The sequence below is a fragment of the Alicyclobacillus contaminans DSM 17975 genome (genome assembly GCF_000429525.1).
Classification (GTDB): Bacteria; Bacillota; Bacilli; order Alicyclobacillales; family Alicyclobacillaceae; genus Alicyclobacillus_A; species Alicyclobacillus_A contaminans.
Genome location: NZ_AUCA01000058.1, coordinates 1 through 13428 on the forward strand (window position 1 = coordinate 1; position 13428 = coordinate 13428).

At 58.2% G+C, this 13428-nt stretch carries 14 protein-coding genes; 5 read left to right on the forward strand and 9 right to left on the reverse strand.

All coding sequences use genetic code 11. From position 1 onward, the window contains the following. The first annotated feature begins 403 nt into the window (after positions 1–403). Positions 404–1534 carry a nitric oxide synthase oxygenase gene (locus G463_RS0115640; protein WP_051322369.1) on the forward strand — a complete coding sequence of 377 codons (1131 nt, stop codon included), beginning with the start codon at positions 404–406 and terminating at the stop codon, positions 1532–1534. A gap of 72 nt (positions 1535–1606) precedes the next feature. Here G463_RS0115640 and G463_RS23685 read toward each other — a convergent pair whose 3' ends face one another. Continuing rightward, complete coding sequence (locus G463_RS23685; RefSeq protein ID WP_051322366.1) at positions 1607–2458, reverse strand: cupin domain-containing protein; 852 nt, start codon at positions 2456–2458, stop codon at positions 1607–1609. A gap of 295 nt (positions 2459–2753) precedes the next feature. On the opposite strand from G463_RS23685, the gene G463_RS0115650 reads away from it, so the two are divergent. Beyond that, the gene (locus tag G463_RS0115650; RefSeq protein ID WP_026975911.1) at positions 2754–3671 is read left to right on the forward strand and encodes an aldo/keto reductase; all 918 of its coding nucleotides are present in this window, start codon (positions 2754–2756) and stop codon (positions 3669–3671) included. 189 nt (positions 3672–3860) lie between these two features. On the opposite strand, the gene G463_RS0115655 is transcribed toward G463_RS0115650, so the two are convergent. From G463_RS0115655 to G463_RS0115670, 4 genes are all read right to left on the reverse strand, one after another. Continuing rightward, a complete protein-coding gene (locus G463_RS0115655; protein WP_026975912.1) occupies positions 3861–4757 on the reverse strand; it encodes an aldo/keto reductase in 897 nt (298 codons plus the stop codon). A gap of 146 nt (positions 4758–4903) precedes the next feature. Further along, on the reverse strand, positions 4904–5359 hold the full coding sequence (locus G463_RS0115660) for a CBO0543 family protein (RefSeq protein WP_026975913.1): 456 nt from the start codon (positions 5357–5359) through the stop codon (positions 4904–4906). A 127-nt stretch (positions 5360–5486) separates the two neighbouring features. Beyond that, positions 5487–5996 (reverse strand): hypothetical protein, encoded by a 510-nt coding sequence (locus G463_RS0115665; protein WP_026975914.1) that lies wholly within the window; start codon positions 5994–5996, stop codon positions 5487–5489. A gap of 179 nt (positions 5997–6175) precedes the next feature. Further along, positions 6176–7417: a YbfB/YjiJ family MFS transporter gene (locus G463_RS0115670; protein ID WP_026975915.1), complete on the reverse strand. Its 1242-nt coding sequence runs from the start codon at positions 7415–7417 to the stop codon at positions 6176–6178. A gap of 138 nt (positions 7418–7555) precedes the next feature. Here G463_RS0115670 and G463_RS0115675 point away from each other — a divergent pair, with 138 nt between their 5' ends. Both G463_RS0115675 and G463_RS23000 read left to right on the forward strand, forming a co-directional pair. Beyond that, a complete protein-coding gene (locus G463_RS0115675) occupies positions 7556–8389 on the forward strand; it encodes a LysR family transcriptional regulator (RefSeq protein ID WP_051322367.1) in 834 nt (277 codons plus the stop codon). Between the two features lie 61 nt (positions 8390–8450). Next, positions 8451–8624, forward strand: coding sequence for a hypothetical protein (locus G463_RS23000; RefSeq protein ID WP_156900260.1), 174 nt, complete (start codon positions 8451–8453; stop codon positions 8622–8624). A 57-nt stretch (positions 8625–8681) separates the two neighbouring features. Here the strand turns inward: G463_RS23000 and G463_RS20890 are convergent, their stop codons facing one another. Then, the gene (locus G463_RS20890; protein WP_281171089.1) at positions 8682–9887 is read right to left on the reverse strand and encodes an APC family permease; all 1206 of its coding nucleotides are present in this window, start codon (positions 9885–9887) and stop codon (positions 8682–8684) included. A gap of 50 nt (positions 9888–9937) precedes the next feature. On the opposite strand from G463_RS20890, the gene G463_RS0115690 reads away from it, so the two are divergent. Beyond that, positions 9938–10381, forward strand: a complete 444-nt coding sequence (locus G463_RS0115690) for an Lrp/AsnC family transcriptional regulator (protein WP_026975917.1) — start codon at positions 9938–9940, stop codon at positions 10379–10381. Between the two features lie 76 nt (positions 10382–10457). On the opposite strand, the gene G463_RS0115695 is transcribed toward G463_RS0115690, so the two are convergent. The 3 genes from G463_RS0115695 to G463_RS0115705 all read right to left on the reverse strand — a co-directional run bounded on the left by G463_RS0115695 (position 10458) and on the right by G463_RS0115705 (position 13308). Further along, complete coding sequence (locus tag G463_RS0115695) at positions 10458–11324, reverse strand: DMT family transporter (protein WP_026975918.1); 867 nt, start codon at positions 11322–11324, stop codon at positions 10458–10460. Positions 11325–11489: 165 nt separating this feature from the next. After that, positions 11490–12338, reverse strand: coding sequence for a GNAT family N-acetyltransferase (locus tag G463_RS0115700; RefSeq protein ID WP_026975919.1), 849 nt, complete (start codon positions 12336–12338; stop codon positions 11490–11492). 109 nt (positions 12339–12447) lie between these two features. Then, the gene (locus G463_RS0115705; RefSeq protein ID WP_425387077.1) at positions 12448–13308 is read right to left on the reverse strand and encodes a PhzF family phenazine biosynthesis protein; all 861 of its coding nucleotides are present in this window, start codon (positions 13306–13308) and stop codon (positions 12448–12450) included. Positions 13309–13428: the final 120 nt, after the last annotated feature.

Consider the following 13428-nt stretch of genomic DNA (forward strand, 5'->3'; position numbering starts at 1 on the left):
CTCTTTTTCCTTGCTGATCTGTTTCGGACGGCCGGGTTTTGGAACATCCTTCAGTCCGTCCAAGCGCAGTTCGGCAAACCGAGTGCGCCACAAAGCGATGGTTACACCGGTTCCAAGACCGGCTTTAACCATTTGCTGATTGGTCCATCCATCCGCCGCTCGGAGCACAATTTGCGCTCTGCGGACCAGTTTTTGTGGAGTGGAAAAAGTCGCGAAATCCCTTGCGGTGCAAGGGATTTTTGTTTTCTCACTTGACTCGGTGTGCATCCCACGCCCTCGCACAGTCTACAGAGCGATTTCCTGTACATTGACGAGTCGCCGTCGTCACACATCTGTCAATCCCGTGACGAAGGCGTTGTGTTACACTGTCACTCGATATCAAGGGTCGGAGATGACACGTTTCATGGGTTCGAGCTCGTTCACGTCCAATTCATCGACAAAAGCCCAACTGTATCGCGAGGCAGCCACATTCATTGCAACCTGTTACCAGGAACTCCGGAAGAGTGTTGATGAAGCTGCTCAGCGATTGCACGATATTCAACAACAGATTGAAACGTACGGAACATACGAACATACGTTTGAAGAACTGGAGCACGGTGCGCGGATGGCCTGGCGGAACAGCAATCGGTGCATCGGTCGTCTGTTCTGGAAGTCGCTCACCGTATTCGATGAGAGAAGCGCCCAGACGGAGGAAGACATCGCGGATGGTGTGTTGAGGCACCTTGATTTCGCGACCAATGGCGGAAAAATCCGCCCGGCCATCACCATCTTCAAACCAGAGTCGGACATTGCCGAGGTTCGAATCTGGAATCACCAAGTCATCCGTTACGCGGGATATGAAACCGAACACGGGATGGTGGGAGATCCGCACTCACTCCAATTCACGAACGTTTGTCGCCAGCTGGGCTGGGCGGGTCAGGGCACCCACTTCGACGTGTTGCCGCTGGTCATCCAACTTCGCCAACGCACTCCGCGCTGGTTCGAAATCCCCCGCAACCGCATCTTGGAAGTGCGCATTGACCATCCTGAAATTCCGGCGTTTCGCGATTTGAACCTCAGGTGGTATGCCGTTCCGATGATTTCCGATATGGTGCTGGAGATTGGAGGCATTCGCTATCCCGCCGCACCCTTCAACGGTTGGTACATGGGAACCGAGATCGGCGCTCGAAACTTTGCCGACGTAAACCGGTATAACGTTCTGCCGAAGGTGGCATCCCTGTTGGGGCTGGACACGTCCAGGCATGCATCGCTGTGGCTGGACAAGGCGTTGGTTGAGCTGAATGTTGCGGTCTTGCACTCGTTCGCCAGGGACGGGGTAAGAATCGTCGACCATCACACGGCCGCCGAGCAATTCGCACATTTTGAGCGGCTTGAAGCGGAACAAGGTCGATCCGTCACGGGCACGTGGTCCTGGTTGATTCCCCCCGTTTCGCCCGCGACAACGCACATTTTTAACAAGCGCTACAACAACGCTGTGGTGAAGCCCAACTACTTCCGCCAACCACCTCCCTACGAAAGCGTGCTTGCGCCGTAGGCCCTCATGGTGTTGTGTGGAGAGGACAGGTGACGCGAACACTGCGGTGCGTGTGGATTCGTCATCCGACATTCACCTGCGATGTCGGCTCGGCGGGCCGATGGTCAGCGTCTCAGTGATGGGGGCCACCTCCTTGGCGAATTGTCGCGCATGGACGTCGTACGCTTTTTGGAAAACATCCGCTGGCGTCAAACGCAGCACGTCGGATCCTTCCACAGACTCGATTTTACCGTCGTTGAAAAGAACGAGTAGATGCGTCTCTTCCGTATTCGGCGTGATCCAGTGAAACCATCCTTTGGGAATGTAAGAAACTTGCCCTGGCTTCAGCCGGTAGTTGCAAACCTGCAGGCTGTCTGGATGAAGGATGGAAACGGTCACTTCACCCGTGACCACATAATCCAGTTCATCGGCATTGGTGATGGGAGACAACAGCCCGGCGAACTGTTTGGCGTTGACGTCGTAAGCTTGTTGAAACACCTTCGGTGGCGTGTTCCGAAGCATATCCGAGCCTTCGATAATTTGCCGTTTTGCACTGCTGAAGACTTGGACGATATGCACGTCGTCAGAAGTGGCGGTGATCCAATGCCACCAATTCATCGGGATGAACACGACCTTTCCTGGCTTCGTATGGTACGACAACAGGTGATGCCGGATGGGATCGAGCACTGAAATACTGACTTGTCCTGCAACCACATAGTCCAATTCGGCCGCGTTAGGATGCCAGTGCGGCTCGCGGATGTGCCCTTGGCTCATGAATAGGTCATCCAGTCCAATACGATGTAATGCCGGCAATTCATCGGAGGTGACCTGAAAGATCACGTTGTCGGCGTCTTTCCGAAAGTAAACGCTGCACTCATGGATATCTCTTGGTGCGCCCAATTTCCCCATCCGCTGCATGTTCGGCTTTCGTTTGGAAATCGCCATGGTTCGCGTCCGTCTCCCTTCCTCTGCAAAGGCCTTGCACCTTACATCGGTATTCACAGGGACGTGAATTGGGCACAAGCACAAGGCGATGGTCCATGACGATGCGGGATGCGGTTTGCAAACGGCGCTTCAAGGTGTATCTTCAAGGAAGTGGGAGGGTTGGCGCGGGACAGGCGAGTGCTCGGTGCTGAGGGGACTCGTGCCCTCCTCTCTCGCCGCAGAGATCCGTGTCACAGGCCGCCCGAGTGCGGAACCGCGCACGTTGACCACGCAATTCACAAAGGAGGAGAATCGGATGAGAACCATCAAACTTGGCGTGAGCACACTGGAGGTACCCGTCGTCGCCGTTGGATGTATGCGCATTCATACGTTGGATAAACCGGCTGCGGAGCGATTTGTGCGGACGGCTCTGGAACAGGGAGCGAATTTCTTCGATCACGCGGACATTTACGGTGGAGGTTCCTGCGAAGAAATCTTTGCCGAAGCGATACATATGAACGATGATGTCCGTGAACAGGTCATCCTTCAATCCAAGTGCGGGATTCGAAAGGGCATGTTCGACTTTTCCAAAGAACACATTCTGACATCGGTGGACGGCATCTTGAAGCGTCTCAAAACGGACTACCTGGATGTTCTCCTTCTCCACCGCCCCGACGCACTGGTGGAGCCGGAGGAAGTGGCGGAGGCGTTTGACCTTCTCGAAAGCACGGGCAAAGTCCGTTATTTCGGGGTTTCCAACCAGAATCCCATGCAGATTCAGTTGCTCAAGAAATTTGTCAAGCAACCAATTGTGGCCAACCAACTGCAATTGAGCATCACCAACGCGACCATGATTTCCAACGGGATGAATGTAAATATGGAAAACGATGCTGCCATCAACCGGGACGGGAGCGTACTCGACTTCTGCAGACTGCACGACATCACGATTCAGCCCTGGTCCCCGTTTCAGTACGGGTTCTTCGAAGGCGTCTTCCTCGGCAACGACAAGTTCCCCGAGTTGAACCGGAAGATCAACGAGATTGCGGCAAAGTATGAGGTCAGCAACACCACCATCGCCATCGCATGGCTTTTGCGTCACCCGGCCAACATGCAACCGGTCATCGGCACCATGAACACGGAGCGACTGAAGGATTGCTGCAAGGCCAGCGAGATTCGATTGACCCGGGAGGAGTGGTACGAAATTTACCGCGCCGCAGGCAACGTGCTTCCGTAGCCTGTCAAGCAAACGCCCCGAGTGTCGAACGCGTTGCGTCCTTCAGGGCGGTGTTTGAGCGGCGCAGCGAACATTCCGTCCACCTCGACGTCGCAGCTCAATCGCTGTGGAATACGGACTGCATCCGAGCGGCGGGCAAATTGCGGGATGCGGGCGCCGACGCGTCGGCGCCCAGCTGTGCCTGCCGAATCAGGTAAGGCCCACCCAGTCCGGCTTCGCTGTCGCCTGCCAGCGGGATCGAATCGCCTGATACGCCTCAGGCGCCAACGGTCCCCGGGCAGCAATCTCGGCGTTCTCGCGATAGCGGTCCGGTTTGGCGGTGCCCACAATCGCCGTGTGAACCCCGGAGACCGAGAGCGTGAAACGAAGCGCCTCTGTGATGGAGGCCTTGGCATCCCATGTCAGAAAATCGTAGTTCAGCGCCTGCAGTCGGTGCCAGTACGGTCTCGCATATTCATTGTCAGGCAGTTGACCGCCAATCCACGCAGCATTGGCGATGGGGCGCTTCGCGATGACGCCCATGCCCCGTTCCAGCGCCTTCGGGATGGTCAAATCAATCGCTTCTTGATCCGCAATGTTGACGGACGTCTCCAAGCTGTCAAACAGCCCGGACTCCACCGCCCACAGCGCCGCCCGACCATCACCGCTGTAGCCGATATACCGCGTTTTCCCCGCTTCCTTCGCTTTTTGCAGCACGGTGATGACGTCGCCTCGGCGAAGGATCTCCTCCGAACAACTGTGCAGATGAATGACATCGACGGTATCGGTGCGCAGACGACGTAAACTTCTGTCAATCTGCGCGGACAACATGTTCGGATCCCAGTCGGCTCCGTCCATCCCAGCAGCGTGTCCGCACTTGGTGAAGAGATAGAACTCCTGACGCCGATCTGCCACAGCTTCACCGATCAACGACTCACTGTCCGCGTAACATTCTGCGGTATCAATCACATTCAGCCCCGCGTCCAGCGCATTGGACAGGAGTCGCCGGACATGATCCACACTCCTGTTTTGGAACCCAATCTCCGCGCCGCCAAATCCGAGCACACTGACGTTCATGTCCGTGTTGCCAAAGCGCCTCGTCTCCATGCCTGCTCTCTCCTCTCCCTGTCGAATCCTTACCTTTCCAGTGTGGACGATATTGGCCGAGTGTGCAAGTATTACCTGTGGTTCCGCCCCCGCCCTTCCTCCACTCTCCCGTTTCCCCATGCCGGAATGCTCCAATGTGGGCTCGCCTAAGGAATGTCCGTGGCATCCACAAGGCGCGCGTACAGCACCACCAGGATCAGGGCCAGGACGTAGGATGCAAAGGTACACGCGATGTTCCAGCCATGGTGATACTGTACGCGTCCGATGATCACAGCGATCTCTTCGCAGAGCGTGAGGAACAGCGCACTTCCCCCCACTGCGGCCACAGGGTGGAGACCGCGACGCACGAAGAACCACACGGTGGCCGCAGCCACGGGATAAAGGCCGAGGTTGAGCGGAAGCGCCGAAGTGGTCTCAAGGCGAGTCCTCGGCACCATGCTCCACCACTCCATATTGAAACCTATCAAGTTAAACAAAAAACTGACGGCCACCGCGCACGGTACCACCGTCACCACAGCGCGGCTGTCACGTCTCCACAAGTAAACGCCCACCACCCACGGCAAGACAAATTCCACCACCCACCACGTCGCGAACGATCCCAACCGAATCACGCTCCTCTGACTATCTTGCCACCGGAGCAGATGCACAAACCCGGGATACGTCCCCGAGTCGCGCGGGAGTCCGTTCGTCCATCAATGGTGGCGGACCATCCATCCGATGGGGCCGTGATCAGCGCCGCCCCTGGAAATATCCCATCCGACGAAATGTGAACACGTCATGTCGGAAGAACCCCAGCGCATTCCACGCGTTCTCCGTGCCGCGTTCGGGACAGACGGCCACCCAGCCGTGATATCCCAACGAAATGCTTTTATCGATGGCGGCTTCCACCAGTTTTTCAAGGACCACCTGCCGCGAGGCAGCCGGACAGCGGGGATGCACCGCCAGGTGTGCAATCTGGAAATACCGTTGCGAGGGGCAGTCGAACCCGCTGAGAACGCCAACGGGATTTCCCCGGTCATCGAGAGCCACCGCAATGTCGGGGGCTGGATCGAGTCCGCACCGCGAGATCCAAACGTCGAACAGAATTTCTGAGAGGTCACTTCGGGCATTCTCGGTCTTTTTACGCATGGCCGTCCATCTATTGGCCAGCACGCGCAGTGTTCCGTACATTTGGGACTCGGACAACCACGCAATGGACACGGGAACCATCTCACGCGGACGTTCCACCAATACCGGCATGTGAAATTCCTCCCTTCAGTGGACCACATCTCGCTCGTCTGTGTCTGGATGGAACGCATTGCCCTCGATGACCATGGGTATGTATGCGTTGGTCAGACGGGCTCGCCACCGCAACACGGATGATGCAGCACTTTCAACGTACCAAGAAATCGCCCGGCGCACGAGCCCCATATGAAAAATTATGCGTCTTTTCGCCGAATCAACGGTAGTTGATGGTTCGACACCGAATGTGCCGAGCGGACTCGCCCGCCCAGCAGCAGGACGGTACCCAGGAGCAACACCCCACTCGCCAAGAGCGTGGGCGGACCGAATCCCCCCCACAGATTGGCCAACACCCCCGCACCGGCAGCACCTGCGATTTGTCCAATCCCGTACACACCGGTCATCAGGCCGATGGCCTGGCTGCTGTCCGCTGCGCCAAGGGTCCGCGCCACGGTCGTGGCGGTCGTCGTGATCCCCATGAAAGTGCCTCCGAACAGGATGGCCCCGATGTCGACGCCGGCGGCCACTGGAAACACAACCGGCAGCACGACGCCCACCATCTGGAGCATGTACGCGGACATCAGTGCCGTGATGGCGCCAAACCGTTGTGAGACAACGCTCCACACGATGCACGAGGGCAGCGCCGCCATCCCGACCATCACCCAACTGTAGGACGCCGAGGCGTGCAACGTTGACATCTGTGACACCATGGCCGGCAAAAACGTACCGGTGATGATGTATCCAAGTCCCTCGCAGCCATAGGCCGCCACAAGCCAGGGGAATCGAATCGCGCCGCTGGGGGCTGCCCCGTGTTGCGCGGCTGCGGCCGGTGCAGGCGCGGTGGATTGGCCCTCTTTTAACCACAGCACAATGGGGACGCCAATGACCACGGTGAACACCATCATCCCCAACCAAGCGCCGCGCCAGGAGAACCAGGAGGCAAGCAGCGGCACGGTCAGGCCGGTGACAGCAATGCCGAATCCCACTCCACCGTAAAACACGCCAATATGCGACGTTCGTCCACGTGCGAGCAGCACGTCCAGCACGGTGCTGGATACCAGAACGAATGCCAATCCGCTCGCCACTCCGGAGACGGTGCGCAGTGTGAACCATCCCCATACCGCAGAGGTCAAGGCCATGGCCCCCGTCGTCACTACGCTGGTCAGCAGCGCCGTTCGGGCGACATCCAGGCGATGGCGGCGAACCCACGGAATGGCGCCCGCAGCAAACGCGCCGACCAGATAGCCGAGGTAGTTTCCGCTCGCCAGATATCCGGCGACGGCTTTCGAGACATGCGCTTCGTCCAACATGAAAGGAAGAATGGACGTGTACGCAAATCTCCCCACGCCCATCGCGAGCGCCAAGGCGAGGAAGCCAGCCGCCACGGTGCGCCATTCGCCGTGGTCGGGCCGGGTTGACAGCGAGTCCGCTGATTGCATGTGAACACCCCCCCACAGTCACACCCCGAGTGTATGGCGGGCGTCACATAATGTAAAATGATTTGTGTCGATGATAAAAATCATTTTGAGTGATGGATAGACGGATGGAGGCGCTCGACCCTGGAACTGAGAGATCTGATGGTCTTTGTGACCGTCGCCCAATCCGGCAGTTTGACGAAAGCTGCTGATCAATTGGGCTACGTGCAATCCAACATCACCGCGCGCATTCAACACTTGGAGGCGAGCCTCGGGCGCCCCCTGTTCCATCGACACGCGCGCGGCGTGTCCCTCACGCCGAGTGGAGAAACCCTGCTTCGCTACGCCGCCCGCATTCTGAATCTGTGCCGTGAGGCAGAACAGGCGGTTCAGGACACCGACACGCCGCGCGGCCCGCTGCGGATTGGAGCCATGGAGACGACCACCGCCATTCGCTTGCCCGCCATTCTGGCGAAATACCACCAGCGGTTTCCGGACGTTCAACTGGCGTTGACGACCGGATCGACCCGTGCATTGCTGGATGCGGTCCTCAATTACGAATTGGAAGCTGCGTTTGTGGCGGGCCCGATTGAGCATGAGCTGCTGGTGACAGCCGCCGTCATAGAGGAAGAGTTGGTGCTGGTGTCGAAGGCGGGAGAAGTGCACGGGATTCAATCGTCCCAACCGATGACGGTGCTGGCGTTTCGCGAAGGATGCTCGTACCGCCAGCGAATGGAACAGTACCTGGACGCGATGGGCATCGTTTCACGCACCGTGATTGAACTGGGGACATTGGACGGCATCCTCGGCTGTGTCGCCGCCGGGCTCGGGATAGCGATGGTGCCAAAGGCGGTGGTGGATCAGAGCAGGCATCCGCTCACGGCGCATGCCGTGCCTGAGGCGTTTCGCTCCGCACCAACCGTCCTGGTGCATCGCAGAGACGCGTTTGTCTCCCCGGCACTGACGCAATTCACTGCTCTGGTACGTCAGATATGATGACGTCAGCTTGCAGAATCATCGGCGTTTCGCGTGGCGCGCGAAGGGAGGGGGACAACACGTGATAGGCATGTTCTTGGTCGGGATTTTACCGGTCATCATCAGCATCATCCTGGTTGTCTGGTTCGTCATCACACTGCAGGAGATCCGACGTTCGACGGCAGCGTCCGACGAAAAGCTGCACCAAATTCTGTCTCTGCTTCGAGAGACGTTGCCACGAGACAAGTCTCTCTGATGACCTGTTCCGCGGTTGCCCCCTCGCGCCGCATTCCGAGACCCATGCATGCGATGTTCACCGATTCACTCTTCGCCACTTTCGCAAACCCAGATAGGTCAGGCAGCAGGCAGCGACCAACAGAGGGATGGAAAGTGCGGTCCCCACAAACGGATAGGCGCAGAGGCAAAGCAGACAAGCCGTGACCGCGCCAAACTTGCTCCTCACGGTCGTTAGCAGGCGCACGCCGACTGCCGTCCCGATGACATACGTGGCAATTCCGAGTGAATTCGGCACATACACCAACGCCGCCAGAGAAAGGTGGCATAGATAAGTGACCATCAACCCCATGACGGCAATGCCGCCGACCAAAATCACCGCGCGACCAGGGGCAGCATATTTGTTCATATGCCGCAGCCAGGATGGCGCGGTCCCCGTTTCGGACAAGGCGTAGGCCAAACGACTCACACTCGCGACAAAGGCGTTGGTGGTGCCGATGCAGATGACGAGGGCCAGCATGGCCGTCGCCGCTTCTCCGATACGGCCCATGCCCAATCCCAACACATGTGCCAGAGCAGCACTGTTCATGGCCTGCTGCGCCGCGGTGGCACCGGCCGTGTACGCGTGTGTTCCGATGACCACGGTGGCAATCCCGATGTACAGGACGCCCACCACGATCAATCCCCCCCACGTGGCTCGTACGATGTCGCGCCTTGCATCGCGAAACTCCGGGGCCAGACTGGTGATGGCTTCCCAGCCAAAGAAGGACCAAAAGATCATCATGCATCCAGTCCCAACCGTCCGCAGATGTTGAAGCGGCTCAGACGGAACAAGGTTGGCCACGTGCGTTCTGGAGATGCCGGCCACAATAACGACCACCAACACCGCCACGACCAGTCCACTCACGGCCAACTGAACCTTGCCACTGGTCCGCAGGCCGAACACATTGCTGGTTACCGCCCCGACCAACAACAGGAAGGCGATGAGAAACGCCCCCCACCTCGGCAATCCAAAAGCGTAGGCCACATAGCTGCCGCCCGTCAGAGCAACAATGAATTGACCCACTGCGGCGGCCGCAACGTAGAACCATCCGATGAGCGCGCCGACGAGCTTACCGAACGCTCGCTCAGCAAACCACGATACACCTGCGGCGTTCGGGTAATCCCTGGCCAACGAAGCAAACGTGTACGCCAGGGGTACACTCAGTAACATCATCACAATCCAGCTGAGGAGTGCATTGGCGCCCGCGACCTCTGCTGTGATTCCTGGCAATTTACCCTTCACTTTGAACAAAGTGATACTTTCATTCCGACATTCTGAAGGGAAGATGACGCGTGGACGACATCGATGCCAAGATTCTGGAGATCCTGCAGATGGACGGGCGCATCACCATCAGTGAACTCTCCACCCGCTTGATGCTAAGCCGGGCCAGTCTGACAGAGCGCATCCATCGCATGCAGGAACACGGGATACTCACCGGCTTCACGGCCAGGGTTTCACCAGCGAAGGTGGGCCGCCCCGTCCTCGTTTGGATGCAGGTCTCCGATCTTCGGGTGACGTGCCATAAGTTTGAAGACACTGTGCAGAAGATGCCGGACATCGTGGAATGTCATCGCGTGACGGGGGCTGCAAGTTACGTGATGAAGGCGGCCGTCGCCTCCATGGAGAGGTTGGAAGCGTTGGTGGACGCGCTCATTGAATACGGAAGAATCAACACTTCCGTTGTTTTGTCGACTCCCGTGGCACATCGGGTGATTCTTCCCCCCGCAACGCCATGACGCGGAGTGGGCCGCGTTCGTTCAAGCAGGGAACAGCCGATGAACGGCTGTTCCCTGACGCACACGCATCAGTTCGTCACTCGCGGAGCGCCAACAGTACACCTGCCATAATCAGGACGGCGCCCAACCAAAACCACAGGCTGACCTGTTCGCCCAGTACGAGCCATCCGAGCCATGTGCCGACCAAGGGCTGGAAAAAGAAATACAGTCCGCCACTGCCCGCGTCCACCAGTTGCAACCCTTTGTTCCACAAAAAGAACGCACACGCAGTGGAGACCACCCCGACGTAGAGGATGCCGCCCCACACGACCGGATCGGCCAGCTTTCCCAAGATCCCATGCAGCTGTGGAACGGCCGCCGGAGACACCACGACGGTGGCAGCCAGGATGGCGTAGGCGGTCACCACCAGCTGCGAGTATGTGCTCGGCACGCGCTTCACCAACACGGACATGAGCGCCCATGTGAGCGCAGCAACTCCGAGAATGATCCCGCCGAGGCCGTAGTTCCCGTGAATGCCTCCGACACCCACAATCATCAGCACACCGACGGTTGCAAGGAGCACCGAGAATGCTTTTCGCCGCGTGATCCGTTCCCCCAGCAACCAGCGAGCGAAAACCACCATAAATGCGGGTGTGGCGGAGGTGATCATGGCGCCCATCTGCGCCGTGGACAATTTCGTCCCGAGAAATTGCGTCCAGATGGACACCGCGTATCCAATCACGCCGACCGCCAGCACAAGCGGGACATCCCGCCAGCGAATTCGCCAGGATTGCCGGGAGGCCACCGCGGCCATGAACAGAGCGGCCAATGCCACCACATAGCGCAGCCACACCAAAGCGATGGGCGACACGGAATGCAGCACCACTTTGCTGACGACGTACATCCCGCCCCAGATGCTCGCCGCCAGCGCCAGATAGAGTCCACCGAGATACCGTTGATTCAATGCCATCCCTCCGTCGATGCTGGAAACTTATCGGATGCGCACCTCCGACGGAAGGAACGATGATGGCATTCCCTTCACATCAGAGGTGAGGGAACGACGGGACATCGTTTTCTACGCGCGGCTCGCGACGCATATCCAACGCCTCCTCTCTGTGCGATGAGTCAATCAACCAAAGACCGGATCGGCAATGGCATAGAGGCGATTCCGTTGACCGGGCAACCGGTCGGCACCGCGCAACATCAGCGGAGAAATCATGGTTTCCCTAAATTTTAGCTGAGATAGACCTGCGATGAAAGCGGTTTGCTCCGAAGGGACATCCAGTCGGATCCGCCCATTCCACCGTCTTGTCAGGTCTCTCACCCACGCTATCGCGAGATCTGAGCTCTCCGCCACCAACGGACCCACCACCAGCATCTGCTGGCGGTGCACACACAGCGCGAATCCGCGCACGCCGGACGCATCCCGACAGACGAATCCGGTGGCGTTCTGACGGAACAATGCGTGATACAGCCTGTCTCGGGGAGCGCCGTACGTTCGTGCGTCCATGGACACCATATCCTTAGCGTCCTCCGCCGCCACACCAATGGACGGCGGCGATGCGTGCGCGGATTGGGACGGGTCGTCGCCGACTCGTTCGAAGCGACCAATTTGGCCAACCGCCTTGAACCCCACGGCTTGATAGAGAGGAAATCCCTGCTCCGTGGCCACCAACATCACCGGTGTCCTTGTCCGTTCCGTCTCCTGCAGACATCGGTTGACCATGGTTCTCCCCAATCCCTGCCGTTGGAACGCGGGGTGGACCATGACCATGCCCAACGAAGCCAGTTCCGTACCGTAGGTATACAATCCCGCGCTGGCCACGAGCCGCCCGTCACGCCAGCAACCGACCATCTGCCCTGTGGAGAGCGTGAGATGGATCTGATCTCTTGGGATGTTCCATCCGACGGCCTGTACCAACATGGCCAGGTCATCGGCGTTGTGCTTGGCCAATCTTGTGATGCGCGAGTCATCCATCACCTTTCCTCCTCCCTGATTTCGGTTGCCATGTGACTCCGTTCTCTGCGCAGCACGTAAGCATCGTGCATTGCGCCAACGGTTGTTGAGACCGGCGTGGGATCTGGTCTCACGCCTCCCACACACCGCGGGCCACCGGGACCACCCTGCCGCCCACCTTCACGCGGATACCGCTTTCGGTTTGTTCGGCGCGCGCATGAAGCAGCGATGGTCTCGGAATTTCGTAGCCTTGCTCAATACGCACCTGGATGGACTGCGTTCCAAAGTAGCGGTGATGCACCAGATACCCTGCGAGGCAGCCATTTGAACTGCCGGTGGCTGGATCTTCAGGCACACCGAAGTAATCGGCAAAGTCTCGAACGTTCAGGTCGTTCTCCGCTTCGTACGTCTCAGGAGAGAACACCAGTATCGCCTTGGCTGCCGTTTGCTCAATCAGTGTAAAATACCGCTCCCTGTCAATCCTGGCCGCTTTCACCGCACGCAAATTTTTCAATGGCGTGACGATGACCGGAAGTCCGGTGGACACTTCTTGAATGGGAAACCGGCCGTCGAAATCGTTCACGGACAGGTTCAGCACCTCGGCCATTCGTGCCACGTCGAACGTGGCGCCGAAGAAGGGTTGGTCCTGCTGCATCCAATACAACGATTGAGCTCCGTCAAACGTCACCGGAATCTGTCCATTGCGAAGGTTCAACCGGAGGTTATCAGCCGCTGTTTCCATCACCTCATTGCGAAGAATGTAGGCGGTTCCCAACGTCGGATGCCCAGCAAAGGGAACTTCCTCTTTCGGCGTGAAAATCCGCACGTCGTATCCTCCCCGTCGCGGTTCGTGAGACAGGATGAACGTGGTCTCCGAAAAGTTGATTTCCCGTGCGATTTGTTGCATTTCCGTATCTGCGAGGTGGCCGGCGTTGGTGAACACCGCCAGGGGATTGCCTGTATATTTCCCCTGTGAGAACACATCGACCATAAAGAAAGAGAGCTGTGTCACAACATCTATACTGGCCCCAGAGTCAACCCAGACAGAAGGGATGGGTTAAGATGAAGTAGAGGTGTTTATGATGCCGGGACGTAAGTGGACAGTGGACGA